The sequence below is a fragment of the Paraburkholderia sp. BL23I1N1 genome (genome assembly GCF_003610295.1).
Classification (GTDB): Bacteria; Pseudomonadota; Gammaproteobacteria; order Burkholderiales; family Burkholderiaceae; genus Paraburkholderia.
The window spans coordinates 917,862-940,954 of sequence record NZ_RAPV01000002.1 but is presented as its reverse complement, the minus strand read 5'-3'; the positions used below and the strand labels follow the sequence as shown (position 1 = coordinate 940,954).

Genomic DNA, 23,093 nt, shown 5'->3' with positions numbered 1-23,093 from the left:
CGAACCGATCGATGTAAAGATGGAGGGCGGACAGCGAATGGAAGATGAGACGCTATTCAGCAGAGACGCGGCAATGGGTAGTCAGACAGATGATGCCGCCGTTCAATCGTGCGGTGATCGAGCTGGCGGGGGCGACGGGCATCACGACGGTGACGCTGCGCGCCTGGCGGCAGAGCGCAAGACAGGCTGGGGAATACATGCCGGGTAATGGCAAGACAAGTGATCGATGGTCGAGCGCCGACAAGTTCAGGGTCGTGCTGGAGACGGCGTCGCTGAGCGAGGTGGAGACGTCAGAGTACTGCCGCAGGAAGGGCATTTATCCGGAGCAGATCCTGCAGTGGCGCGAGGCGTGCGAGCGGGCCAACGCGCCGGAGGTAAAACTGACGGCGGCCCAGCGCAAGGAAGTGAAGGCTCACGAGAAACGCATCCGTGAACTGGAGCGCCAGCTCAAGCGCGCCGATGCCGCACGTGCGGAGGCGGCGGCGTTGCTGAACCTGCGAAAAAAAGCCGACGCGATCTGGGGCAAGGAAGAGGAAGACTGATCAGCCGCCCGGATCGCGATGAAGCCATGCAACTGATCGATGAAGCGGTGCAGCAGGGGGCACGCCGTGCGCAGGCGTGTGAGCAGTTGGGAGTCAGCGTGCGCAGTGTGCAGCGCTGGCGTGAAACCCCAGAGGACGGCCGTACGCAGGCCATTCGTGATGCGCCGCCGAACAAACTGGATGAGGCCGAGCGTCAGGCCGTGCTGGAGGCCGCCAACCGCCCGGGTTACGCGAGCCTGACACCGCACCAGATCGTGCCGAAGCTGGCTGATGAAGGGGTGTATCTGGCATCTGAATCGACGTTCTACCGGATCCTGAAAGCAGCAGGTCAGGGGGGCAGCGGCGCGGCCGTGCGCAGGCCCCACAACGGCGAGCGCTCACGACGCACTGTGCCCGAGGCCCGAACCAGGTGTGGTGCTGGGACATCACGTGGATGCCCACCACGGTCCGGGGACGGTACTTCTACTGGTACATGATGAAGGACATCTACAGCCGCAAGCTGGTGATGAACGAGGTGTGGGAACAGGAGTCGGCCGAGCACGCAAGTGTGCTGCTGGCCAAGGGATGTCTGCGTGAAGGTATTGCGGGTCGTCCGCTGGTGCTGCACGCGGATAACGGCAGTGCGATGAAAGGCGCCACGATGCGCGCGGCCATGATCGATCTGGGCGTACAGCCTTCGTTCAGCCGGCCGCGCGTGAGCAACGACAACGCGTTTGCCGAGTCGCTGTTCCGCACGGCGAAGTACTGTCCGCTGTGGCCCGAGCAGCCGTTCGACACGCTGGAGGCTGCCCGCGCCTGGGTACAGCGCTTCGTGCAGTGGTACAACGAGGAGCACCGTCACAGCGGCCTGAAGTACGTCAGTCCGGTGCAACGGCACCGCGGAGAAGCCAACGAACTGCTGGCCCGACGGCATGCGCTCTATGAGGACGCGCGCATGCGAAACCCCGCACGCTGCTCAGGCGCCATCCGCAACTGGCATCTCGCGGATTCGGTCTATCTGAATCCGGAGAGAGTCCACGCCTCGGCCGGAATGTTTAAGCACGCAGCGTAACGGTTCATGGTCGAGTGGCCCGAGGGACCTGCCCCCTCAGGCTCTCACAGATCCGTACGTGAATCTCTCGATTCATACGGCTCCTCTTGTCCGCCGTTCTTCGAAACAGAAATCCCAGTGCGCGAACAGCTGGGGAAGACTTTCCCGACATCGTTTGAGCCACGCCCAAGATCGTCGTTTGTGTCCTCTCAGTCGCTTGTACTTATTTCGCGCCCACCCGCCAAGCCGCAAGTCTATTCTGACCAAGAACCGTTTCAACGGCTCCGGATAGAAGGCACCGTAGTAATTCACCCATCCCCTGACCATCGGGTTTATGCGCCGCGCCAGTTCGGACAGCGTCAATGAGGTACTTCGATTGAGACTCAGGCTTCGAATGGCCAGAGACATTCGCGTTAGCGCCTTTTGACTTACCGCAGGTCCGAATCCGGTGAACAGGTTTCCCGCTCGGTCTTGGACTGTCCGAGCATGAAAGCTGAAACCAAGGAAATCGAACTTGGTGTGGGTATGTTCCCCTCGACGCCGGCCATCTTTGCAGTAAACTAGGCGCGTCTTTTCCGGATGTAGCAAAAGCCCACATGCGGTAAGCCGCTCCCGCAAGGCAGACAAAAACTTTTCCGCCTGCTGCTTCGTCCTGCAATGACAGACAACATCGTCGGCATACCGTTCAAACGGCACATCCGGATGCTCAGTCTGAACCCATCGATCAAACGCGTAGTGAAGAAAGAGGTTAGCCAATAGCGGACTGATCACTCCACCTTGCGGAGTGCCTCGATCCCGAGCAACCAGCTCCCCGGTTTGCTTCTGTACCGGACTCTCTAGCCAGCGTCTGATGTAGAGTCGTGCCCATGGCTCCGAAACGTGCTTTTCGACCGCACGTCTGAGAAGCCCGTGGTCGATGGTGTCAAAGAAGGATTTCAAGTCAATATCGACTACCCAGTCGTAGCGCCAACAGTTCCTTCTCGCTTGCGCCACAGCTTGCTTCGCCGATTTGTTAGGACGATAGCCGAACGATGATGAATGAAATATCGCATCGATTCCCGGCTCAACCAGTAACTTGACTGCCATCTGAGCCACTCGGTCAGTGATGGTCGGTACCCCGAGAGGACGAAACCCGTCCCCCTTCGGAATCAGCACCTCCTTGACCGGTTGAGGAAAGTAACTCCCCGAACTCATTCGATTCCACAGAGCGTACAAATTTCTCGCCAAACGATTGCGGAAGGTTTCAATACTCTCCCGGTCCACGCCCGGACCGCCTTGATTGGCAGCCACGCGTTTCCAGGCTTCCCAGATCAATCGCTTGGGTATCTCGAACGACTTGGCGTCAACCCCGGAATCATCCCGCGTCGCAGTTGTTCCATGATCTCCACCAGACAAGGTCATGCCTTCGCTCCGGAAGTCATTACAACCCCTTCAACGCTACTACGCATGACTCCGCCCCTGTGCCTCGCATCGGTACTCTCACTCTCACGGGTTCTCCGCTTGAGTTTCTCCCTTGACATCGAGACGACAGGTTCCCAAGTTCCATATCCACGCCTGCAGAAAGGTCGCGCCACCTCTATGCCGGATGCCGTCAAACCCACCTTCAGGTTGCCGTTTGACTGATCCCGAGGCGTTGTCGAGTCCTCGGTTTTGACATCATTGCAATTATCGACACTTCTTCGATGGTTCACTTTCGTTCGCCTCCTTACTGCACACCTGACGGGATTCATCCCGCCTTTTCCACAGACGCTCACCACACCCGCTCTTAACGAGTGCAGCTCTGGGTGGTTTGGTATCACCGCCTGATCGGCGACACCGAGGGGCCGGCCCTCATCACGGATACAGCATGTACAGCGACGTACTGTCGCTTTCCTTCTTGGCACACCGACAACTGGCTTGACACACACCGCAGGCAAAGAAAAGTAGGTGCCGCCCCGCACAGCAACGCTAATAAACCAAAAAAAACAAGGAAAGGCCAACACCACAGGCAACAAGACAACAAGCGCCGCATGCACAACCAAACCCCAATCACTGCCTACACGGCAAACAGAAAAATCAACTAGGCCGAAGGCTTCTTATAAGCAACGCAATCAACCTCAACCCGACAATCAATCACCATCGAAGAAACCACACAAGCCCGAGCCGGCGGATTCTCGCCAAAATACTCCCGAAACACCTTATTGAACGAAGCAAAATCCCGCGGATCGTCGAGCCACACACCGCACCGAACGACATGCTCCGCCCCATACCCCGCTTCCTTCAAGATAGCGAAAACATTCTGAATCGCCTTGTGCGATTGCTCAACGATGCCACCGTTGATCACCTCACCGTTTTCCATCGGCGTCTGCCCGGAAACGAACAACCAGCCATCTGCTTCGACCGCCCGAGCAAAGGGCATATGTTGACCACCGGTACCCTTGCCGCCTTCAACGCCATATCGCTTCATCATCCAACTCCTTAAAAAGTCAGGCACGCGCCAACACATACGCCTGCCGTGTCAATCAGAAAACCAAAATCAAAACGCGCCGTGCGCGTCACCCTTCGACGCCGCGCCACGCGCCACAAAATGCCCTGCCCGTTCGCCGGTCACGGCGCCATCGCGGTAAGTCAACACACCGTTCACCCACACCGCGTCGATGCCGTCAGCCGCCTGTTGCGGATTCTCGAACGTCGCCGCGTCGCGAACCCTGGCCGGATCGAACAACACCAGATCCGCGTGATAACCGATATGCACCTCGCCTCGCTGCGCCAAACCAAACCGGTGCGCCGACAAACTGGTCATCTTGCGCACCGCCTCTTCAAGCGGCAGCAACTTCGCATCGCGTGCGTAGTGGCCAAGCACGCGCGGAAACGCGCCCCACAACCGCGGGTGCGGCAGCGGATCATTCGGCAAACCATCCGAACCAACCATCGTGGCGGGATGCGACAGAATCCGCCGCACGTCCTCCTCGGACATGTTGTGATACACCGCGCCCGCCGGCTGCAAGCGCTTGCCCGCCTCCTGCTGCGTGACGCCCCACTCAGCGGCAATATCCTTCACCAGCTTGCCCGCCATCTCGGAATGCGGCTCCGACCACGTAATCGTGATGTCGATGTCGCCCGTCACCTGCTTCAGATCGAGCGTCGACGAACTGCGGTTGTACGGATAGCAATCGCAACCGATCGGCTGCAACCGCCGCGCGCCTTCCAGCGACTTCAGCACCTCTTCGCTACGCCCCCAGTTCGACGGCCCCGCGCACTTCAGATGCGAAATCACCACCGGCACATGCGCGTGACGGCCCACCCGGTACGCTTCGTCCATCGCGTCGAGAATCGCGTCGAACTCGGTGCGCATGTGCGTCGTGTAAAGCGCGCCGGCGGCCGCGAGCGGCTCGGCCAGCGCCATCACTTCTTCGGTGGGCGCGGAAAAGGCGGAACCGTACGCGAGTCCAGAACTCAGGCCCAACGCCCCGTTCGACAACGCCTCTTCAAGTTGCGCGCGCATTCCGTCGATTTCCTCGGCCGTCGCCGCACGATCGAGCCGGTCCATCTGATTGCTGCGCAACGCCGTGTGCCCGATCAGCGCGCCGACATTCACCGCGGGACGCGCCGCGTTCACCGCTTCGACGTACGCAGCGAAAGTCGGGTACTGGAACGCGTCGCGCTCGCCAAGCAGGTTCATCGGATCGGGCGGATCGCCCTTCAACGAAACCGGCGACGCGCTGATCCCGCAATTGCCGACGATCACCGTCGTCACGCCCTGCGTGATCTTCGGCAGCATTTGCGGCGACTGGATCACGTGCGTGTCGTCATGCGTGTGAACGTCGATGAAGCCTGGCGCCAGTGCGCGGCCATTGGCCTCGATCACCTCTTCGGCGAGCCAGTTCGACAGATTGCCGATTGCAACGATGCGGCCGTCACGGATCGCGACGTCGCGCTCGACCGGCGGCGCGCCCGTGCCGTCGTAAAGTTGCGCGCCGACGATCAGCGTATCGGCGGCTTCGGGATGCGAATGCATGGATCAGTCTCCTAACGGTTGTCGATCGCCGCCGCCGCGGTGCGCGTCGAGCGCGTGCTTCATGCGGCGCAGCAATTCGCGGCTCTCGTCACCCTGACTGACGGCAAGTTCGGTGACGAGCACATCGAGCGCCATCATCATCGCGTAACGGGACGACGACGGCTTGTAAATGAAATCGGTTTCGAAGGCGACAATCGGAATCACCCAGTCGGCCAGTTTGGCCAGAGGCGAAGCCGGCGCGGTCAGCGCGATCACGGTCGCGCCGTAGCTGCGCGCAATCTTGCAGTTCTCGACCATCTCGGGCACGCGCCCGGTGGTGGACAACACGATCACGACACACTCGCGCGATACGGTGCTCGCCACCATGCGCTGCAACAAGCCGTCCTGATACGTCGCGACGGGCCGGCCCAGACGCACGAGCCTGAACCGCATTTCGTCAGCCAATGCAGTCGAACCGCCACCCATGCCGAAGACATAGATCATTCGCGCAGCGCGCAATGCGGCTGCGGCACCGGCTAAAGGCGCCTGGCGAAGCAGTTGATGGTTATGCGCAAGCGCGGTTTGCAGTTCGTCGAATACGCGGGTGGCGATGGGCTCGGGCGCATCGGCGGGTCCGCCCGTTTGCAGGAAGCGCTGACCGACCGCCGCGGCCTGCGCGAGCCGCAGTTTCAACTCCCGCACGTCGCGGCAACCCACCGCCTTCGCAAAGCGCGTCACGGTCGCGACGCTCACCTCGGCCTGCTGGGCCAGCGCGCCAATACTGGCACGCGACGCACCGGTCAGATCGTCGAGAATCAGCGCGGCGACCTTCCGTTCGGCCGAACGCAGTTCCGGCGCGCATTCGGCGATGCGCGCGACGATGTCGAAAGCTAGCGGTTCGGCGGTTGAGTTCATTGCAGGCTGTGGGGTGCCCCGGAAAGGCTTACAAACAGCCTCCGGCAAGCCGTGGTACTAAATAACATTTCTTCAGGCATCGTACTTTCGGTAACATAGTAAAGTCAACTTTGATTCAATTTAACTGGACGATGGAGCAGGGCGACATGAAAGTTACAAACTATCAGGGCGCAACGATTGATCCTTATAGCAAGGGCTTGGGCATGGTTCCGGGCACCAGTATCCAACTCACGGATGCCGCGCGCCTCGAGTGGAATCTGCTGAACGAAGACGTGAGCCTCCCCGCCGCCGTGCTGTACGCGGATCGTGTGGAACACAACCTGAAGTGGATGCAGGCGTTCGTCGCAGAATACGGTGTCAAGCTCGCGCCGCACGGCAAAACCACCATGGCGCCGCAGCTGTTTCGCCGTCAGCTCGAAACCGGCGCATGGGGTATCACGCTCGCCACCGCGCATCAGGTGCGCGCGGCGTATCACGGCGGCGTTTCGCGAATCCTGATGGCTAATCAGCTGGTCGGCCGCCGCAACATGATGATGGTCGCCGAATTGCTGAGCGACCCTGATTTCGAGTTCTTCTGCCTCGTGGATTCGGTCGAAGGCGTCGAGCAATTGGGGCAGTTTTTCACGTCGGTACGCAAGCCGTTGCAAGTATTGCTCGAGCTCGGCGTGCCGGGCGGCCGCACCGGCGTGCGCGACGAAGCGCAGCGCAACGCGGTGCTCGAAGCGATCGCACGCTATCCGGACGTGTTGAAGCTGGCGGGCGTCGAGTTATATGAAGGCGTGCTGAAAGAAGAACACGAGGTGCGCGAGTTCCTGCAGAGCGCCGTCGCCGTGACGCGCGCGCTGGTCGAGGAAGGACGTTTTGCCCGCACGCCGGCCGTTCTGTCAGGCGCCGGCTCGGCCTGGTACGACGTGGTCGCGGAAGAATTCGTGAAGGCATCGGAAACCGGCAAGGTCGAAGTCGTGCTGCGGCCCGGCTGCTATCTGTCACATGACGTCGGCGTCTACCGTAAGGCGCAAACTGACATCTTCGCGCGCAATCCGGTCGCAAAGAAAATGGGCGAAGGACTCTTGCCGGCGCTGCAACTATGGGCGTACGTGCAGTCGATCCCGGAACCGGATCGCGCGATCATCGGTCTCGGCAAACGCGATTCCGCTTTCGACGCGGGCATGCCGGAACCGGCGCGCCACTATCGTCCGGGCACGGAGGCACCGCGCGATATCGCGGCGAGCGAAGGCTGGGAGATTTTCGGCTTGATGGATCAGCACGCGTATTTGCGGATTCCCGCGGGTGCCGATTTGAAAGTGGGCGACATGATTGCGTTCGACATCTCGCACCCCTGCCTTACTTTCGACAAGTGGCGTCAGGTGCTGGTGCTCGATCCGTCGTATCGCGTGACTGAAGTGATCGAAACGTTCTTCTGATCCTGATGCAAACGGCGCGCTTCACGGTGAAGTGGCGCGCCGTTCGGGATGTTCGTGGCGCTCATGACGTTCACGCCCTTCGTGACCTCGGTTCAGGTCGTGTCGTTCACCGCGGCTGCGGCGCTGAATCGGCAGCTCTTCCGTCTGCAGGGTTTAACGTGCCGTGGCCGTTTCGGGAGCTTGCGCAGAAGCGGCGGAATCCGCGCCTGCCGGGTTAGCCGTCGCCGCCACTTCGCCGATCCGCACTTCTAGCAACTTCAACGCCCCCGACAGCGCGTTCAGCGCATCGTCGGGCAATGCCGCTATCGTATCGTGCAAAAAAGCGTTGCGGGCAGGCAAGCTGGCTTCGATCGCCGACTGCCCCGTTTCGGTCAACCGCACATTGGTCACGCGGTTATCGCGCGTATCCATGCTGCGAGCAATCCAGCCCAAACCCTCGAGCGTTTTCAACTGCCGCGTGAGCGCGCCCGGATCGACGCGCAAGCGCTCGACCAGCCGCTTCTGCGACGACTCGCCGGCCTGCTCATGCAGCGCGAGCAGAATGCGCCAGCGCGGCAACGGATGGCCGACCTGGGACTCGAACGCCGACATGAACGCCCGATAAGTGCGGCCGAATTGCTGCATGACGGCGACGCGGTCCTGTTCTTCCATGATCTGTCAGTAAAACGGTAAGGCTAAAAAAATCAATCTGCGTGAATCACCGGCTCGAGCTTGCGCTGGAGCTTGATCGGCGGCACACGGCGGCTTTGCCACACGGACACCACGGCGATGATCGCCGCCAGCGCGAGACCCAGATGAATCGCCGCGACGAGCGCCTCGCGCGCACTCTCGAGCAACATCGCGCCGTTGTGGCCCGCCTGCGTCAACTGCCCAAGCAAGGTGGTTTGCGCGTCGCGATTGATCAGAATTTGCGGGTCGCCGAGATCGGCGAACCATTGCGAAGCGTGATCGTTGTCCAGCGCGCTGCGCACGCCGCTCGCGTACATATGGCTAATCAACGTGCCGGTCAGCGCCGTGCCGATCATCCCGCCGATCATCCGCAGCGACTGCAGCAGCGCGGTAGCGATACCGAGGTGTTCGCGGCCGGCTGTCTGCTGCGCGAAGATCGTCAGATTGGGCATCACGAAGCCGAGACCGAGTCCGCCGGCCACCATGAACGACATCAATAGCCATTGCGGCATGGAGCGCGTCGCGATCACCACACCCAGGCACGACAGCGCCAGCAGCGCGAAGCCGACGTACAGCATCAGATTCGGATTGCGCACACGCGAGACGATACGGCCGTTGGCAATACTGCCAATCGTGATGAACACGACGAGCGGCGTAATGACGAGCCCCGCTTCTTTCGGCGACATCCCGAAACCGCCCTGAAAGAGCAACGGCGCGTAGAACAGCAACGAGAACATCGTGAAGCCGCCCAGCACGGCGAGCGTGAAGAGCGCCGCCAGACTGCGATTGCGGAACATATCCACCGGCAGAATCGCCGTCGGGCAACGCTTTTCCCACTGCCACAACGCGTATGCCGAGGCGACGCTCAGCGCGAGCAGCGCGAAGGCGCCCAACGTCACGCCGTGTTTTGGTAGCAACTCGACAAACAATTGCAGCGAACCGAGCGCCACCGCGATCAGTAGCGCACCCGGCCAATCGAGCCGCATCTTGCTCTTGTGCTCGACATGCCGCAGATGCGGCAGGAAGCGCCAGACGAAAAACAGCGACAGCAAGCCCACTGGCAGATTCACGTAGAACACCGAGCGCCAGCCGTAATACTGCGTGAGAAAGCCACCTAGCGACGGCCCCACCGCGTTCGCAATGCCGAACGCCGAACTCATTAGCACCTGCCAGCGCAGCCGCACGACCGAGTCGGGGAAGAGATCGGGAATGCACGCGAAGGCGGTGCCGACCAGCATGCCGCCGCCGATGCCCTGCAAGCCGCGTGCGAGCACGAGGAACAGCATGTTGTTGGCAGCGCCGCACAGCACCGAAGCCCCCGTGAACACGACGATGGACGCGATGACGAACGGCTTGCGCCCGTAATAGTCGCCGAGTCGGCCAAAGATCGGTACGGTAATCACCGAGGTCAGCAGATATGACGTGGCGACCCACGCGTAAAGCTCGAATCCCTTAAGCTCCGCGACGATAGTGGGCAAGGCGGTGCCGACCACCGTCTGGTCGAGCGCGACCAGCATCGTGACGAAGGAAATGCCGAGCATCGCCAGCAGCGACTCACGGAAAGGCAAAACTTGCCCACTCGAATGGTGGGCCGCGGTATGGACAGCCATTTTTGATAGCGCAACAGTTGACTCGTCAAACAATGGGGGAATCATACCACGGGGTCACGCTCTAAGCTGGAGCCCGCCGGCGCGGCTCACTGCCCCGGCAATCAACTGAAGAATGGACAACACATGACGCCAGGGAGGCACATGGAGCCGAGTTCGCTCGCTGCACAATCGCTATCGGACAACGATCTGAGCGCCCTGCGGCGCGCGAAACACGAACTCGAGAGCCCCGCGCTGGCGATGAAACTCGCCAGCATCGTCGGCTCGCCGCTCGAAAAGCTGCTCTCGCGCATGCCGGCTTTTGCTAACGAAAAGGTCACGGACGCGACGGAACTGGCGTTGCGCAAGTGCCTCTCGATCGCCCTCCGCACGCTTGGGCGGCAGAGCGGCGCCTCGCCCCTGATCGTGCCCGACAAGCCGAGCAACCTGCTGCACAAGTTCGCCGTGGCTACCACCGGCGCGGCCGGCGGCGCATTCGGTTTGTTCGCGCTGCCCGTCGAGTTGCCGCTCACGACCACGCTCATGTTTCGCTCGATCTGCGACATCGCGCGCAGCGAGGGCGAGGATCTGACGTCGATCGACACGCAGTTGCAATGTCTGACGGTGCTCGGCATGGGGGGCACCTCGAAAGCCGACGACGACGCCGACTTCGGCTACTTCATCATGCGCGGCGCGCTGGCGCAGGCCGTATCGAACGCTTCATCCGAAATCGCGACGAGAGGCTTCACTGCGCATGGTTCTGCGGCATTGCTGCGCCTGCTCAACACGATTGCCGCTCGCTTTTCGGTGCAGGTGAGCGAGCAGATCGCCGCCAAGTCGATCCCGGCGATCGGCGCGGTACTCGGCGCGATGGTCAATACGGTGTTCATCGACCACTTCCAGCAGGTCGCGCACGGCCACTTCACCGTGCGACGGCTGGAGCGGCAATACGGCCAGGAAACGGTCGAGGCCGCCTATCAGGCGATAGATGTGACACTGGACGGCTGAGCGGCCCTCGCTGCGTCGCTCGTCACGCGCCGCACAAAGGCCGCGGCGCGGTCGAGCGCGCGGTTCGCTTCGGGAATGAACGGAGCGAATATCGGCCAGACGTGCGGCATCTCCTTCCACACTTCCAGTTCGCAGTCGACGCCCGCCGCGTGCGCCTTGTCGGCAACGCGTTGCGAGTCGTCCAGCAAGACCTCGGTGCTGCCGGCTATGATGAAGAGTGGCGGCAAGCCATACAGGTCCGCATAGACCGGCGATGCATAGGGATGCGTCGCGGGCGTTTCGCCGAGATAAACCCGGGCGGCGGGTCCAATGGCGGGACCGCTGAACATGGGATCGAGACCGTCGTTGGTGCGGATGGTGGCGCCGGTCGCGGCCAGATCGGTCCACGGCGAGAACAGCAGGCAGCCTGCCGGCAACGGATCGCCGGCATCGCGCAGGGCGACCAGTGTCGCGAGCGCCAGGCCGCCGCCCGCGGAATCCCCCGCAATCACGATCGATTCGGGCGGCGTGCCAGTCGCGACAAGTTGACGGTACGCCGCGGCCGCATCGTCGAGCGCGGCCGGAAAACGGTGCTCCGGTGCGAGCCGGTAGCATAGGGAGAAGATCGGCGCATTCGCACGCATGGCCAGGCCGAACACGATTGAGCGATGCGTCCGCGGCGAACAGAAGTAGTAGCCGCCGCCATGGCAATACAGCACGGTCGGGCTGTTCGAGAAAGTCGATGCGCCATCGACGCGCTCGATCCACTCACCTTGCAACGGCCAATCACCCGGTCCGTACAGTTCGCGCAGACGCCAGCCGCCTGGCACGCGCGGCGACCAGGCACGTTTGGCCGTCAGCGCACGCGCGCTCTCGACATTCACGCCCGACTTGAGGGTTTGCGGTCGAAACTGCCTACGCAGATACCAGCACGCGAGTGCGCTTTGCCAACTCATCGGGACACGCTCCTTGAAAAGTGTCCCGTCATGGTACGTGCGTTCATCGCTGCGCCGGTGGACGACGACTTCTAATCTCAAAAAGCGCCCGCGTCACCGGGCACGGCTTGCCTCCTGTTTAGTTCGCCGGCAAAACCTGCCCACGAATCTCGCCCATCGGGTTCTGCGCGGTATGGACATTGAAGTACCACTGCCCCGCCATCAGGTCGGTCACCTGCTGGTCGGTGAGCGCCGCCGATCCTTTGATCGGGCTCGCGAGCTCGTCCTTCCCGATCGGCACCTGGACCTTGGCGTTCTGCCCAACCGGCGCGGGACCGTGGAAATGCGCGGCCGTAGCCGGACCGCTCAGCCCTTCGTAAGTGATCGTCCATTGCAGGGACTTGGTCGACGTATCGAAGGTGGCGTTCAACATGCCGTGCCCGTGACTCACGCGCGGCGGCACTTCGCTCGACGGTTCGAGATCGGCCTTCAACGCCACCGTATCCGCAAAGGCGACGCCCGACGCCAACGCCCACACCACCACGGCAAAATTCAGTTTTCGAAGCGCAATCATGGTCTTCTCCGGACTTTGATGCATCGCCGCACCGACATTTCGGCCACGCGCGAAGCAAACACATACTAGTGCAAATCCGTCGACGCTGTTTGCGCCTGGGGCCATATGGCGAGGCCGCCTTCGCCAGGGGCACGCCAACGAAAAAAGCACCGCTCGCGGTGCTTTTTTCTTCTTGCCGTAATGCTTTAGAAGCGGTGACAGATACCCGTCGTCACGACCACCTGATTCTTGCTCGACGACGGTGCATCGGTGCCGAACACTTGCGTGCCGCCCGCGTTGCCGTTTGCGCCGATATGCGCGACGCCTTCAGCATACAGATCGGTGCGCCTCGACAGCGCGTAGTCGGCCTGCAGACCGAACTGGTTCCAGTGGCTCGACCCATTCGACGTGCCGGGCGTGTGCTGCAGCGCTTGCGTGTACGTGTAAGCCGCACCGAATGCCAGCGCCGGCGTCAGGTTATAGCGCGCGTTGACTTCGTAGTTGTTGTAACGCACGGACGCGTCGTTGTTCACGAATTCAAAACGGCTTTGCGTGTAGACGAGGCCGACCGTTGCCGGGCCGAATGCATAGCTGCCGCCGGCGCCCCACGTACGCTGCCATAGACGTTCGCCCGCCACGCCGATGTTCGGTGCGCCGTCCTGGATCGCGCCGTTCGCGTTGCCGCCGGCACCGTGAGCCTGCAAGTAGCCCGCGGCCAGCGTCAGGCCAGCGTTCGAGTAGCCCATGCCTGCGCTGTAGGCGCGATTGTTCGCGAAGGCGCCTGCCTGATTCGAGAAGCCATACAGGCCGCTGAACGAGAGACCGCCGTAATTCACACTCTGATACTTCACCGAGTTGTTGATGCGCATGGACGCATTGGCATTGTCGTTATCACCGCGATGGGCGAAGTACGTGCCACCCCAAGTGCCGGTCGCCGTCAGCGGGCCGAGATAGTCGACCACCGAGTCGTACTGACGACCCAGGGTAACCGTGCCGTAGTCGCTCGAGATACCTGCGAATGCCTGGCGGCCGAAGCTGCGGCCACCTTGCGCGGCGGCACCATTGGCCACGTTAAAACCGTTTTCCAACGTGAAAACTGCCGCGTAACCGGCGCCGAGATCTTCACGGCCGCGCATGCCCCAGCGGCTGCCCGACAGATTGCCGCTTGTCAGACCGTATGCGGCGCCGTGCTTCGACGCATCGCTAGCGGACACTTCATTGTTCACATACGTGAATCCGGCATCGACGACGCCATACAGCGTCACGCTGCTTTGCGCATTGGCGGCGCTAGCGAACGTCGCGGAGACCGCCGCGAGAATCAGAATCTTTTTCATGCTGTTCCAAAAACGTGTGGTTATTGAGTCTTCGACTCGATGTAATTGCACAGTGCGATTGAAGGCTGAGGACGGGCTGCATCCAGCGGCGCTCAGGGCGCACCGGCTTGATCTGCAGCGCGGAGTTTAGGTGTCCAACTTTCAGGGACACCACGCGCATTCGCACAAAAGCTTTTTTGAATTATTCGAAAAATCGACTCAGCAATATCGGCAAGCCTTGAGCCATAAGGCAGTCCGTTTATCTCCTTTTTTATTTAGCGATACTTATCTAACCAAAGCGTTGCAACCTCGCCACATCGCGTATTCGGAAGTCTCTCAATGACTATTCGGCCGGTTCTCGTGCTGGGATGTTTGTGCGACAACTACCATGCTCACCTCGTACGTGCAGCGTTAGCGCTTTCTCGCTACACGCCCCTGCTGCAATCAGCGTGAGTTCACCTCACGCTCGACCGAACACTGGCAGTTCCACATACCCAAGCGTGTCCCGCTCTTGTCCACTACCACGATGAACCAGCTGCAAGCCATGCGCGTCTTTCTGAAAGTCGCTGAAAACGGTTCTTTTGGACGCGCGGCCGCGAGTCTGAATCTCTCGAATGCAGTGGTGACGCGCTATGTCGCTTTACTCGAAACGCACCTTGATACGCGGTTCGTCAACCGGACCACACGCAGCCTGTCGCTGACCGAAGCGGGACTCGCCTATGCCGATGGCTGCCGGCAACTTCTCAATCAACTGGAAGCGATTGAGTCCACCGTTTCCCAAAGTGCGAACGATCCGTCCGGCACGCTGAAACTCGTGGCTGTCGCGTCATTCTCGCTATTTGGGTTGACACCGCTGCTGCAGCGTTATCGATTGCATTGCCCGCGAGTCAAACTCTCGGTCACGCTGCTGCATCGGCCAGTGGATCTGATTGAAGAGGGTTTCGACGTCGGGATCGTGGTCCCGGGGCAGGTCAGCGGTGGCACGTTGATCAAGCGAGTGCTATTCAGGGTCCGTTCGGTGGCGGTTGCCTCGCCGGCCTATCTCGCCGCGCGCGGTACGCCCGCCGCCCCGGCGCAACTTGCCGCGCACTCGTTTCTGGCGCCATCGGCCAATGTTCGCAGCGCGGAATGGTGTTTCGTCGACGCTAACGGCATAGAGGAAACCGCAAATATGGAAGCCGCCTACACGGTCAACAACGCGGTGATGTTGCGCCAGGCGGCGCTCGCCAACATGGGCATCACCATCCTGCCGGAAAATCACGTTTCGACTGATCTAACGAGCGGCGCGCTCGTGCAGGTGCTGCCGGACTACCGAATCAAGGGTGCGGACAAGGAAGTTTCGCTGGTGTATCCCGGGCGCCGGCACGTGTCTGCCAAGACGCGCTCTTTTGTCGAATTCACCGTCGACTACTTTCGAAACAGAGCCGGAACGACGCTTTCATCGAAAATTCCAAACAGTTAATTGCGCTTTTTGCAATGAATCTTTTGCGCCATCCCGGCTATGCTTCTGAGTGCGAGAAGTGACTCCTTCATCGAGGGATGTCTCCAAATCTTTAACGCGGCTTCGGCCGCGTTTTTTTTCGTCCTCTCGGTTCACCGCCTGGATTCACGGCCGAACGCGCGCCAAGGCGACCATTCGAGCAAGAAGCTTTAAGGCGCGCCACGCTGCTGCGCGGCGCAACGTCATCCGAGCAATGCAGCCTGCTCCTCGATTCCGTCCAGCATCGCATTGCACTTGCGCGCCAACGCCACTCCATCGCTGCGCATATGTCCAAGAATGCGGAAAGTGGACAAGCTATATTTCTGTAAATTCAAGTGCTTAGTTCAAATCGTCCTGTCCATCAAAATTTTTGAAAAATGGACTAATCGAGCCGCTGATGTCCATTTTTTTGTTGGGCGCGCAAATCCGAGAATGAGCCGTATCGGGAGTCTGCTTCCTAAATCCAACAGAGACCGGGCGGAAGACCGTAGGATGCCAAGGCTATTGCACCGCTGCACGCGGCAATTTAAAGACTACCCGCAGTCGCGCCATAGGTGCGCGCGGATGCGTCAGATTTGGTGCGACTGACCTACATTCGCGCCAAAGTTGTAGCATTTCGCCGGAAGCGCCTGGCCATAGCTGACCGACTGACGCCTATGCGGCCGGCCGCAGCCGACCCAACCCGGTCAGACAACGTCCTACGAACCGGTCATTCAGCCAAATCCTGATCTTTTGACCTTGGAAGCCATAAAGCGGCCCGTGGCGAGCTCACCCAATCGGCCATCAAGAGACACTGGCTTGACGGCAACGAATGGCTGGATTGTGGCTAAGATGAGTCACAGATGCGAACAACGAACACCAGTGTCTTTAAGCCGTAGCTGGTTGAGGCAAGGTCAGTCCAGTTCACCCGGAGGCGTATTCGGATGAGCTTTTGCGCTATCTTTGAACGCCTTGACCATTTTCAGCATGGGACCGAGCACCCAGGTGTTACGGACGAGAACGTCCGTCTCCTCCTTCGGATCTTGGATCAGATGGAACAGGTATGGCGATTCGAGTTTGTTTGCCCCCGCATTGACGTACGGTTCCCAGACGAAATGGAGCTTCCAGTCGCGCCACTTCACGGCGCGAAGTTCATCCTTGATGTAGAAAAGAAATCCCTCGCGATTGGATACCGGTTTCGCACCGGTGAAAAAATCGAGTTGTGAGACTCCATCGATCGGCCGGTCATCAGGCACCTTGCCACCGATCACTTCCGCAATCGTCGGCAAAAGATCGACGACGTGAACAATCTGATTGTTCACGTCGACCGGAATCCTGCCGGGCCAGCGCGCAATAAAAGGCACGCGCAGGCTGCCTTCCATCGCAGTATGGTAGGTACCTGTCCAAGGGCCCGCCGTACCCCGATACGGCGCGCGAAATTCGGGACCGTTGTCGCTACAGAAAATGAACAGCGTGTCCTCAGCGAGACCAAGTTCGTCGATTTCATCGATGATCTGGCCCACGCGGAAGTCCATTTCCGCGAGTGAGTCGGCAAATTCACCCATGCCCGTCACTCCCTCGAAATCCTTGTGTGGCAGAGTGGGAAAGTGCAGGTGGACCAACGGCAGGTAGAGAAAGAACGGCTTCGACGCGTGCCCGTTGCGCCGCATGAACGCTTTTGATTTTTCTATGAGTTCTTCGTCGATGGTGCGTCGCGTCTCGAGGTCATAGACCTTCACGTTTGCCGAAGGCTCACCTCTTTTCCCCGCCATGATGTAGGGAATGTCGGCGACTTCCGGGTCGAAGCCGATCGACGTCGTGAACTGCGTCTCGTCAGTCGTGCGCGGGATGCCATACCACTCGTCAAAGCCCCGGTCCGACGGATAACGGCCATCTACGTCACCCAGGTGCCATTTCCCGAAATGGGCGGTCGCGTAGCCGGCATTCGAAGCCATCTCGGCAAGCGTCCATTCGGTGCGCTTCAACCCTTGAGGTAGCCCTGGCGGAACCGACTGAAACGCGCCCGTGCGTATGGGGTGCCGTCCTGTCATGAGCGCGCTGCGCGTCGGGACACAGTCGCTTTCGACGTTGTAGTTGAGCAGGCGCATGCCGCTTTGCGCCAAGGCGTCGATGCGTGGCGTCGCAGCGCCGCGGATCAACTTGCCGCCGCCGTAGCATCCCAGTTCACCCCAGCCGAGGTTGTCGGCGACGATCAATACGATGTTGGGCTTGGTGCTCATGTTTCTACTCACTTATCAGGTGTGTTATTCGGTGGGCTGGCGATCGCCGAACTTGCGCAGGCAAACCACCACACAAATGATGCTGATACATGCGGCAGTCGCGACGTAGGCGGCAGGAACGAGCCTGCTGTGGGTCGTACTGACGGCCCAAGTGATGATCAGCGGTGCGAACCCGCCAAAAATAGCAACCGCGAGGTTATGGGTGAGCGCGAGGCCAGTCGTCCGTACCCGGCTCGGGAACAGCTCGCTGAGTACGGCCGGCATTGGCCCCTGGTAAGCACTGATCGCAACGCCTAGCAGCGCGCATGCGACGATGAAAGTCGACGACGCGGGCTTCGCAGTCAGCCATGCGAACACTGGCAACACCACGGCGCCCACGCCGAGCGCAGCTACAAGAAGCACTCGCTTGCGCCCGCGCCGGTCCGCGAGCGCGCCCGCCAACGGGCATGCAAACATCTGTATCGCGCCCATCAGAAGGGTTCCTGCAAATGCGACCGAGGGATTCAGATCGAGCTGCTTGATTGCAAAGGTCGGCATGTACAACACGATCACGTAGGACGAAGCGGTCACGAGGACGTAGATGCCAATCGCCAGCAACAGACGATTCTTGTTGTCTGCGAACGTTTCCTTCACAGGGCTGCCGGCATGCGTGTCGTGCGTGAAGACTGGAGTTTCGTCTACATGTCGACGGATAACATACGCGACCGGGATGATCAGCAAGCCAAAAAGGAAGGGAATCCGCCAGCCCCAGCCCAACAGCTGCTCGGGAGTGAGAAAGCGTGTCAGCAGGGCGCCGAAAAGAGACGCCAGAACGGCGGTGCCGCCTTGGGCCGCCATCTGGAAGCTTGCATAGAAGCCACGCCGGCTCCGAGGCGAGTGTTCGACGAGAAAGCTCGTGGACGCACCGAATTCGCCGCCGGCAGAAATGCCCTGAATCAGCCGGCCCGCGACGACGATTATCGGGGCGGCGATCCCGATCGACGCGTAGGTGGGTGTCGCGGCGATCATCAGCGTACCCAGTGCCATCAGTGCGATACTCAGCGTGAGACCTTTCTTGCGACCGTAACGGTCGGAATAGGAGCCAATTGCGAGCGCGCCGAGCGGCCGCATTAGATACGAGCCGCCGAAAGTCCCCAGCGCAACCAGCAGAGATGTCAGTTCATGTGTCGACGGAAAGAACAGCTTCGCGATCACTACTGCAAAGAAGCCGTAGACGACCAGATCGAACCACTCGAGGGCCGTGCCTATCGTCGCGGCTGCCACAACGAGGCGCAGACGCCGCCGCGCGGCAAGGCCAGCCTCCGTGGCCTCGTGCGCCATGTTTGCCATTTCCATGCCCTGTCCGTCTCCGCTATAAGAAGTATGAGAGCAGTATTGACAGCAAAAAATGACAGAGCAAGCATGTTGCTTTCGCATTCAATAACCATCGGTTATCGTGAACCTGGACGATCTGACGTATTTTCTGGCGATTGCGGAGACGGGGCTGCTACATCGCGCCGCGCTCAAGGTGGGTATCAGCCAGCCCGCGCTGACCAAGGCCGTGCGCCGGCTGGAAGCGGAGCTGGGGGTTCCCCTGTTCGAGCGCTCTCCAAAGGGAATGCAACTGACCCGCTATGGCATCGAATTCGAGCGCAATGCCGTGAATCTGCGCGCGGCCTACGAAGACACGTTATGCAAGATTGCCGAACTGCATTCCGGAGATCTCGCCAAGGTCAGGCTCGGCGCGACGCCGGCAACCGAGTCGCTAGTCAATCGCACGTTCCTCGCTTTGCTGAAGCGCCGTCCCGCCCTGCGGCTTGATCTGAACGTACAACTGTCAGACGCACTCATGCAGGCGCTGCTGGAAGGCGAGATCGATCTGGCCGTCGCCCCCATGCCTGTAGAACTGCCCGAGGGTCTGCTTGCTGTGCGACTTTTGAGAGAATCGATCGAGATCGTATGCCGGAGCGGTCATCCGTTGAGCGTACTCGATAAACCGGCATCGCCCGAACAGTTGTCGGGCTTTACCTGGATACTGCCAGGGCAAAGCGTGTCAGCGAGACAGCAGATCAATGCCTATTTTGAAAGACACCATATCGAAGGTCCCAACGTCCAGGTCCAGAGCAACTATAGTTCGCCTGTCGGCGTGTTTTCGTTGATCGCGAGCACGGACATGTTGGGCATTTGCAGTACCCAACACCGGCCCGTTGCAGAGCAGTACAAGTTGCAGGCCGTACAGGCGAGCCGTGCCGACTGGCCTCGCGAAATTGCCTGCCTTGTGCGGAAGGTCGGATCGCTTTCGCCCCTGACGTCGACCTTCAAAGAACAGCTACTCCAAGAGGCTGCCCGTATCGAGATGAAGCCAAAGCGGGCGAAGTTCATTTGAACGCGTGCCGCGACACTTTCATTCTTTCCGGCCGCCGAGGCACCGCGCCGAGGCCGCACAGGAACGGTAGAGTCTCGTCCTCAGCCGGAAAGTCCGCTTATGGAGGGTTTAGGGACCGTCGCTTCCCGATGATGCATGTCCCCTTGGGGTCGGGTTGCGTCAGCCGGCTCTTCAAATGCGTCGCCGGAAAGCGGCCATTGGAATTCCACCTCCCTGAAGCGACCAGTCGGCAGTGCGTCTCCCGACCCGTTAGCTGTCATCGGCCTGCCCGCACGGAGCGTCCGGAAGCGGACGCTCATCCGGTCGAGTAGGGGATGGCTGCTAACCTATTCATCATGAAGCCCCCGTCTGGTTACGCGCGCGGTCTGTACACGTTCAAAGCTGCGACCACCCGCCGTCAACCGGCAGATCGGCACCGTTCGTGAAGGTCGCGTCGAACGCAAGGAATAGGACGGCCTTGGCGATTTCCTCCGACGTCCCGAAGCGCTTCATGGGATTAATGCCGACGGTGTGCCCTTTGACCTGTGTACGCATCTCTTCCGTAGGGAACACCTTTTCGAGGATGCCCGTGTCTATGGGGCCGGGCGACACCGCGTTTACGCGGATCTCCTGAGGAAGCAGCTCGACGGCGAGCACCCGGGCGAATGACCGCAGCGCAGCCTTGGCGGCTCCGTATGTGGCTTGGCCCGGCAGTCCCTTGACGTTGGCGACGGAGGTCGTGAGGACGACGGAGCCTCCCCGGTTGAATAGCGGCGCGAGCTTCTGGACCGCGAAAAACGGTCCCTTGGCGTTCAGGTTGAACATCTCGTCGTAGATGGCCTCGGTTACGTTCGCGAGAGGCGTTGGAATGCTGAACCCGGCGTTGACGAAAAGCAGGTCGATGATGTCGAACTCGGCCTTTACCTGAGCGGCGAGGGCGTCGATGTCTGTCAACGATCGTGCGTCGCTCGAAACCACGATGGCGTCGTTCCCAATCTCCTTCTGCGCCGATTCCAGGCCGATCTTCGAGAGACCTGTCACCAGTAGACACGACCGCTAACCGCTGCCTCGATCGCTTCGATCAACGCCGTGGCGGTATCGCGCTTGTCGACGATTCCGGCCACGCCGAGATGCAATAGTCCCGACAGCATGTGCGCATGGCAGATCATCGTCAGGATGACGACGCAGGGATGCGGCCGGGCCCGCAACAGGCGGCGCAGGAACGACACGACGTTGTTGGCACCGTGAATACCCGGCATGCCGATATCCGACACGACGACGTCGCACGCATAGGTGTCGAGCAATTCAGCCAGCGTTTGGGTATCGGGCGCCTCGCCGACTATCTCCACGTGCGGCGCCGCCTGCAGCAGGCGCATTACGCCAACGCGAACGCAGTCGTGATCGTCCGCCACGATGACTCGGATCTTTTGTGTCATTTTTCTGTTGTCTTATCGACTGGCACTCCCTGCACGCGACGTGCATCCCCGGGCTGTGCCAAGTGCATCTTCTATCCGTCAGGCCACAAGACCGGCACGACGTCTCGTCGGCTCAGCGCCGCTTTTGCACGCAATCTTCGGAGATCACGCCGTGCTCGACGGCGAAGCGGAACAACTCCGCGTCGCTGTGCAGGCCGAGCTTGCGCATCGCGGCACATTTCTGGGCACTGATTGTTTTGACACTGCGCCCGAGGCGCGCGGCGATCTCCGTTACGCCGAACCCGGAAGCGTATTGAGTGAACACCTCCAGTTCGCGGCGCGACAACATTTGCCGGACAAAATCGAACAGTTGCGCGACCGTTGCATCGGCAATCAGCGCGCGCACCGCCGGCCCGAGATAGCACTCACGAGCCAGTGCCGTAATGACCGCCACGTGAATCAGTTCGATCCGGTCGCGCTTGCTCACAAGCCCATCCACTCCGAGCGCGATAACCTTTCTCAACTCCGCGGCTTCGGTTTCCATAGTGAGGACGACAAGTGCGACCGTCGGATAGCGCACCTTGAACTGCCTGATCGCTTCCAGTCCGTCACCGTTGATGCCTCCCGGCATGTAGAGGTCCATGAGAACAAGGTCGCACGGAATTCGATCGACTTCCTTAAAAAGTTCCGCAGCGTCGGCAGCGCGCCCGACGATCTGCATATCCGGATAACCCAACATCAGATTTTCGATCGCTAACAGAACGAGTGGATGATCGTCTGCGATGATGGTTCGAACAGGTGTGCTAAATTCGGCGTTATTGTTCATCGTTTTTTCTCCCCCGTACCTGAATTCCCGTCGCTCTCTCGCGAAGCAACTGGCCCTCCGCGATCATCAATCATATTTCTGACGATTACCATAAGATCGCTCTGAAATAGATCGATGAACGCATTTCGATAATTGATTAGCTATGCGATTTAACTTCCTTAAACTCCATGTGCGCGAACACAAGAAAAAAGGCCGGGATCGTTGGTGACGCCGAGTTTAGCCATCGCTTCGCGTTTTTGACGGATGACGGTACGGCGATGGTATCCGAGCGCTATCGCGATCTCGCTGGTCGATTGACCGCGCACGAACATTCTTATCACTTCCGCCTGTTTCCGCGACAACCGAGAAACCGGCGGCAGATCACACGCTTCGTCAAGGGGCTGGGCAAGCGCTTCGACGATGGAACGGCCGACGTAGGCCTCCCCCTTAACGTCGGCCTCGATGGCTTGCCGAAGCTCGTCCCTTGTTTCCATTTTGCTGAGCACGGTGATCCCACCGTCTGACACAATGGCACGCAGAATCGCAGTGTTCATCAGCGCTGTCATCACGACAATGTGCAACAACGGCCAACCAGATCGGATTCGCCTGACAAGATCCAGGCCGTCTTCAATCGCGCCCGACGCCTCCGGCATCGTCAGATCGGTAACAAGCACGTCGCACGGCGTGTGCTGCAACAGTTCGATCAATGACGCGGGTGTAGCCGCTTCGCCGACAATGGTGACACCGGCATGCATTTCCAGCGCGGCACGAACGCCAAGCAGAACGAATGGATGATTCGTCCGCCAGAATGATTCGAATGTTCACTATGACTTCTCTCGGTTGTTGTAGGCGTATTCGGCGACCGTGCAGGATAAATCTCATTCGCTTCACACTTGTCTT

18 protein-coding genes and 2 pseudogenes are annotated in these 23,093 nt (G+C 60.3%); 5 read left to right on the top strand and 15 right to left on the bottom strand.

Annotation, left to right across the window (positions count from 1 at the left end):
* Nucleotides 1–44 precede the first annotated feature (44 nt).
* Nucleotides 45–1,593 (top strand): annotated as a pseudogene (locus tag B0G76_RS36915) (IS3 family transposase).
* A 72-nt stretch (nucleotides 1,594–1,665) separates the two neighbouring features.
* Here B0G76_RS36915 and ltrA read toward each other — a convergent pair.
* The 4 genes from ltrA to B0G76_RS36890 all read right to left on the bottom strand — a co-directional run bounded on the left by ltrA (nucleotide 1,666) and on the right by B0G76_RS36890 (nucleotide 6,463).
* Entirely contained in the window at nucleotides 1,666–2,973 is a 1,308-nt protein-coding gene (gene ltrA, locus B0G76_RS36910; RefSeq protein ID WP_120293190.1) for a group II intron reverse transcriptase/maturase, read from the bottom strand.
* 658 nt (nucleotides 2,974–3,631) lie between these two features.
* Entirely contained in the window at nucleotides 3,632–4,018 is a 387-nt protein-coding gene (locus B0G76_RS36900) for a RidA family protein (RefSeq protein WP_028200605.1), read from the bottom strand.
* A gap of 69 nt (nucleotides 4,019–4,087) precedes the next feature.
* Nucleotides 4,088–5,569: an amidohydrolase family protein gene (locus tag B0G76_RS36895; RefSeq protein ID WP_120297639.1), complete on the bottom strand. Its 1,482-nt coding sequence runs from the start codon at nucleotides 5,567–5,569 to the stop codon at nucleotides 4,088–4,090.
* Nucleotides 5,570–5,572: 3 nt separating this feature from the next.
* Nucleotides 5,573–6,463 carry a MurR/RpiR family transcriptional regulator gene (locus B0G76_RS36890; RefSeq protein WP_120297638.1) on the bottom strand — a complete coding sequence of 297 codons (891 nt, stop codon included), beginning with the start codon at nucleotides 6,461–6,463 and terminating at the stop codon, nucleotides 5,573–5,575.
* Between the two features lie 146 nt (nucleotides 6,464–6,609).
* On the opposite strand from B0G76_RS36890, the gene B0G76_RS36885 reads away from it, so the two are divergent.
* Complete coding sequence (locus B0G76_RS36885) at nucleotides 6,610–7,887, top strand: amino acid deaminase (RefSeq protein ID WP_120298073.1); 1,278 nt, start codon at nucleotides 6,610–6,612, stop codon at nucleotides 7,885–7,887.
* Between the two features lie 153 nt (nucleotides 7,888–8,040).
* Here B0G76_RS36885 and B0G76_RS36880 read toward each other — a convergent pair whose 3' ends face one another.
* On the bottom strand, nucleotides 8,041–8,538 hold the full coding sequence (locus B0G76_RS36880; protein ID WP_120297637.1) for a MarR family winged helix-turn-helix transcriptional regulator: 498 nt from the start codon (nucleotides 8,536–8,538) through the stop codon (nucleotides 8,041–8,043).
* 32 nt (nucleotides 8,539–8,570) lie between these two features.
* Entirely contained in the window at nucleotides 8,571–10,166 is a 1,596-nt protein-coding gene (locus tag B0G76_RS36875; protein ID WP_120297636.1) for an MDR family MFS transporter, read from the bottom strand.
* A gap of 141 nt (nucleotides 10,167–10,307) precedes the next feature.
* On the opposite strand from B0G76_RS36875, the gene B0G76_RS36870 reads away from it, so the two are divergent.
* Nucleotides 10,308–11,150 (top strand): EcsC family protein, encoded by an 843-nt coding sequence (locus tag B0G76_RS36870; RefSeq protein WP_120297635.1) that lies wholly within the window; start codon nucleotides 10,308–10,310, stop codon nucleotides 11,148–11,150.
* Here the strand turns inward: B0G76_RS36870 and B0G76_RS36865 are convergent.
* The 3 genes from B0G76_RS36865 to B0G76_RS36855 form a co-directional block, all read right to left on the bottom strand.
* A complete protein-coding gene (locus tag B0G76_RS36865; RefSeq protein WP_120297634.1) occupies nucleotides 11,120–12,085 on the bottom strand; it encodes an alpha/beta hydrolase in 966 nt (321 codons plus the stop codon). The genes B0G76_RS36870 and B0G76_RS36865 overlap by 31 nt on opposite strands.
* Before the next feature lie 118 nt (nucleotides 12,086–12,203).
* Complete coding sequence (locus B0G76_RS36860) at nucleotides 12,204–12,638, bottom strand: CHRD domain-containing protein (protein WP_120298072.1); 435 nt, start codon at nucleotides 12,636–12,638, stop codon at nucleotides 12,204–12,206.
* Nucleotides 12,639–12,823: 185 nt separating this feature from the next.
* Entirely contained in the window at nucleotides 12,824–13,951 is a 1,128-nt protein-coding gene (locus B0G76_RS36855; protein ID WP_120297633.1) for a porin, read from the bottom strand.
* A 490-nt stretch (nucleotides 13,952–14,441) separates the two neighbouring features.
* Between B0G76_RS36855 and B0G76_RS36850 the strand changes: the two genes are divergently transcribed.
* A complete protein-coding gene (locus B0G76_RS36850; protein ID WP_310793969.1) occupies nucleotides 14,442–15,392 on the top strand; it encodes a LysR family transcriptional regulator in 951 nt (316 codons plus the stop codon).
* A gap of 911 nt (nucleotides 15,393–16,303) precedes the next feature.
* On the opposite strand, the gene B0G76_RS36845 is transcribed toward B0G76_RS36850, so the two are convergent.
* Nucleotides 16,304–17,629 carry an arylsulfatase gene (locus B0G76_RS36845; RefSeq protein WP_120297631.1) on the bottom strand — a complete coding sequence of 442 codons (1,326 nt, stop codon included), beginning with the start codon at nucleotides 17,627–17,629 and terminating at the stop codon, nucleotides 16,304–16,306.
* 24 nt (nucleotides 17,630–17,653) lie between these two features.
* Nucleotides 17,654–18,964 (bottom strand): MFS transporter, encoded by a 1,311-nt coding sequence (locus B0G76_RS36840; protein ID WP_409076775.1) that lies wholly within the window; start codon nucleotides 18,962–18,964, stop codon nucleotides 17,654–17,656.
* A 100-nt stretch (nucleotides 18,965–19,064) separates the two neighbouring features.
* On the opposite strand from B0G76_RS36840, the gene B0G76_RS36835 reads away from it, so the two are divergent.
* Entirely contained in the window at nucleotides 19,065–19,994 is a 930-nt protein-coding gene (locus tag B0G76_RS36835) for a LysR family transcriptional regulator (protein WP_120297630.1), read from the top strand.
* Between the two features lie 375 nt (nucleotides 19,995–20,369).
* Here B0G76_RS36835 and B0G76_RS36830 read toward each other — a convergent pair whose 3' ends face one another.
* The 4 genes and pseudogenes from B0G76_RS36830 to B0G76_RS36815 all read right to left on the bottom strand — a co-directional run bounded on the left by B0G76_RS36830 (nucleotide 20,370) and on the right by B0G76_RS36815 (nucleotide 22,948).
* The gene (locus B0G76_RS36830) at nucleotides 20,370–21,014 is read right to left on the bottom strand and encodes an SDR family oxidoreductase (protein ID WP_220700812.1); all 645 of its coding nucleotides are present in this window, start codon (nucleotides 21,012–21,014) and stop codon (nucleotides 20,370–20,372) included.
* Between the two features lie 2 nt (nucleotides 21,015–21,016).
* Nucleotides 21,017–21,409: pseudogene (locus B0G76_RS36825) on the bottom strand (response regulator transcription factor); the annotation flags it as partial.
* A gap of 112 nt (nucleotides 21,410–21,521) precedes the next feature.
* Nucleotides 21,522–22,214 carry a response regulator transcription factor gene (locus tag B0G76_RS36820; RefSeq protein ID WP_120297627.1) on the bottom strand — a complete coding sequence of 231 codons (693 nt, stop codon included), beginning with the start codon at nucleotides 22,212–22,214 and terminating at the stop codon, nucleotides 21,522–21,524.
* Between the two features lie 158 nt (nucleotides 22,215–22,372).
* A complete protein-coding gene (locus B0G76_RS36815) occupies nucleotides 22,373–22,948 on the bottom strand; it encodes a response regulator transcription factor (protein ID WP_120297626.1) in 576 nt (191 codons plus the stop codon).
* Nucleotides 22,949–23,093 lie beyond the last annotated feature (145 nt).

Excerpts from the sequence above, each read along its gene's own strand:
- ltrA (WP_120293190.1), bottom strand. The coding sequence starts at position 2,973 with ATGACCTTGTCTGGTGGAGATCATGGAACAACTGCGACGCGGGATGAT.
- B0G76_RS36900 (WP_028200605.1), bottom strand. The coding sequence starts at position 4,018 with ATGAAGCGATATGGCGTTGAAGGCGGCAAGGGTACCGGTGGTCAACAT.
- B0G76_RS36895 (WP_120297639.1), bottom strand. The coding sequence starts at position 5,569 with ATGCATTCGCATCCCGAAGCCGCCGATACGCTGATCGTCGGCGCGCAA.
- B0G76_RS36890 (WP_120297638.1), bottom strand. The coding sequence starts at position 6,463 with ATGAACTCAACCGCCGAACCGCTAGCTTTCGACATCGTCGCGCGCATC.
- B0G76_RS36885 (WP_120298073.1), top strand. The coding sequence starts at position 6,610 with ATGAAAGTTACAAACTATCAGGGCGCAACGATTGATCCTTATAGCAAG.
- B0G76_RS36880 (WP_120297637.1), bottom strand. The coding sequence starts at position 8,538 with ATGGAAGAACAGGACCGCGTCGCCGTCATGCAGCAATTCGGCCGCACT.
- B0G76_RS36875 (WP_120297636.1), bottom strand. The coding sequence starts at position 10,166 with ATGGCTGTCCATACCGCGGCCCACCATTCGAGTGGGCAAGTTTTGCCT.
- B0G76_RS36870 (WP_120297635.1), top strand. The coding sequence starts at position 10,308 with ATGGAGCCGAGTTCGCTCGCTGCACAATCGCTATCGGACAACGATCTG.
- B0G76_RS36865 (WP_120297634.1), bottom strand. The coding sequence starts at position 12,085 with ATGAGTTGGCAAAGCGCACTCGCGTGCTGGTATCTGCGTAGGCAGTTT.
- B0G76_RS36860 (WP_120298072.1), bottom strand. The coding sequence starts at position 12,638 with ATGATTGCGCTTCGAAAACTGAATTTTGCCGTGGTGGTGTGGGCGTTG.
- B0G76_RS36855 (WP_120297633.1), bottom strand. The coding sequence starts at position 13,951 with ATGAAAAAGATTCTGATTCTCGCGGCGGTCTCCGCGACGTTCGCTAGC.
- B0G76_RS36845 (WP_120297631.1), bottom strand. The coding sequence starts at position 17,629 with ATGAGCACCAAGCCCAACATCGTATTGATCGTCGCCGACAACCTCGGC.
- B0G76_RS36840 (WP_409076775.1), bottom strand. The coding sequence starts at position 18,964 with ATGGAAATGGCAAACATGGCGCACGAGGCCACGGAGGCTGGCCTTGCC.
- B0G76_RS36820 (WP_120297627.1), bottom strand. The coding sequence starts at position 22,214 with ATGAACAATAACGCCGAATTTAGCACACCTGTTCGAACCATCATCGCA.
- B0G76_RS36815 (WP_120297626.1), bottom strand. The coding sequence starts at position 22,948 with ATGCATGCCGGTGTCACCATTGTCGGCGAAGCGGCTACACCCGCGTCA.